This window comes from Acetobacter sp. DsW_063, from assembly GCF_002153745.1.
GTDB lineage: Bacteria > Pseudomonadota > Alphaproteobacteria > Acetobacterales > Acetobacteraceae > Acetobacter.
Genome location: NZ_JOPL01000139.1, coordinates 1 through 2,310, shown reverse-complemented (window position 1 = coordinate 2,310; position 2,310 = coordinate 1). Strand labels below are relative to the sequence as shown.

General features: G+C 54.6%; 1 protein-coding gene. It reads left to right on the top strand.

The annotated features are described in order from the left end of the window. On the top strand, positions 1–2,009 hold a 2,009-nt coding region (locus HK28_RS13290; RefSeq protein ID WP_143217431.1), incomplete at its 5' end, for an autotransporter domain-containing protein. Positions 2,010–2,310: the final 301 nt, after the last annotated feature.

Genomic DNA, 2,310 nt, shown 5'->3' with positions numbered 1-2,310 from the left:
GCTCCGCAATCCACAATGACGGCTCACTCAACGTCAACCACAGCAACATGCTGACGCTGTCTCAGGTTATCGACGGAACGGGCAGCCTCGTTCAACAAGGCGCCGGAACCACCATCCTGACCGCAAATAATGCCTACACGGGCGGAACCTCAATTCAGGCGGGAACGCTGGTTGGCACGACCAGCTCCTTTGGTTCGGGCGCGATCGCAAACGCCGCCGCTTTGGTCGTGGACCAGAACTCCGATGGAGAACTTTCCAACGATCTGACAGGCGATGGCTCGTTCACGAAGTCGGGTAACGGCAGGGTTTATATTGATCGTGATGATTCTGGCTTCGCCGGAACGACATCGATCAATGCGGGCAATCTGGCGGTGAACGGTTCTCTGGCAGCCTCTGCGGTCACGGTGCAGGCCGGGGCGACCTTGTCGGGCATTGGGACCGTCGGAACTGCGTCGGTTGCGTCTGGCGGCATAATCGCGCCCGCCGGACAGGGATCTATTGGCGTTTTGACGGTGAACGGCGATCTCAGCATGCCGAAAGGATCCGTTCTGGATTCTGATGGCGTGGCGCAGACGACCGGAGGGGCGCAGACGATCAATGGCGTAACGTATCAGCAGATGGAAAGCGATCTTTTGAAAGTCGCTGGTGTTGCGAACATTTCTGGAGGAACTGTCAACTTTTCACTCGCGAGTGGCGGAAACCTGCAATATGGGCAAGTCTATACTCTTGTCTCCACAACTAACGGCGTCAATGGTCGGTACGACACCCTGATTACGAATCTGACCAGCGCTTATACGTTCCTGTCTCCAAGCCTGTATTATTCCGCTAATGATGTCGATCTTCTTTTACAGAGGAACGACGTGAGCTTCTCACAACCCGCCGGGACGCGTAATCAGGCGCAAACCGGAGGCGGCATGGATTATCTGCCGTCAAGCAATCCGGCAGCGCAGGCGATGGAAAAACTGAACGGCGCCGATGTGCGGAAGGGACTGGACGCATTGTCTGGCGAAATTCACGCGTCGGCGCGAACCGCCATGATTGAAGACAGTTTTTTCATCCGTGAAGCTGCTCTGGATCGTCTGGCGTCGGCCGACTGCGATGGAACTTTTGTGGACAGTACGATCCGTACGGCCAGCGCTCACGGAAAGCCCGATAGCGGCAAATGCTATACAGACCGGCCTGTGTTCTGGGGCGAGGCATACGGCAGCCTTGGTCGGAATTTTGGCGACGGAAACGCCGCTACGATGAATCACACCACGGCGGGTTTCGTGATGGGTGTTGACGCTCCCATCGGGGAGACGGGGCGTATTGGCGCTCTTGTCGGATATGGCAGATCCACCTTTACTACGAGCAGTGGCAGAGCCTCCTCCGGCCACAGCAACAATGCGACGCTTGGCATTTATGGTGGTAATCACTGGGGGAAGCTGTATCTGAACCTCGGCGCGTCCTACACTTGGAATATGCTGAGCACCCGGCGAACCGTCAGCTTCCAAGGATATCAGGGAAATCAGTTGACGAGCAGTTATCTGGGCGGAACGTCGCAGGCATTTGCGGAGGTTGGTTACAAGATGCGCGGTCGACATGTGGCGTTCGAGCCGTTCGCAAACGTCGCCTACGTCAACATGATGGCCAACAGTTTCACCGAACATGGTGGCCTCGACGCGTTAAAGGGAAGCAAGATCGATACAGGCGTCACCTTCTCAACGTTTGGGTTCCGCGCGTCCTCTACATTCAAGACTGGCGCTGCGCTGATTTCTCCAGTTGTCATGATGGGGTATCGACACGCATTTGGATTGACGACGTCGACGACACACGAGATGTTCGCGGCCGCAGGAAACGGCGATATGGACATCGCGGGCGTTCCGCTTGCCGCTGATGCCGCCATTGTCAATGCGGGTTTTAGCTTGAAGGCGACAGACCGAATCGATTTTGGTCTGTCTTATGTAGGCCAGTATGGGGTCAAAGCCATCGATAACGGCATCCGCGCACGTCTCAGCTACGAATTCTAGGCTCAGGACTCGTTGTGAATGTTCGCAATGAAAGCGAAACGCCAATTATAGAATTTTCATTGGCATTTCGGGTCGTGATTCGTGTGAATCCCTCCAGAGCTGTATGAATTTTTTGAAACCAGGCAGGAAATTCATCTGGAGGGCTCTAAAAAACTCTTGTTTTGTTCTGATTAAAATTACAGCCTATTGGGCATGCTTCAGTGGAAGAAGTCATGATTGGGTTTTTCGAACACCCCAAATGGAGGGATCGAACAGCCGTTGATTGATGCGCTTGGCCCGTAATTTCTGGGTTTTGGCGATT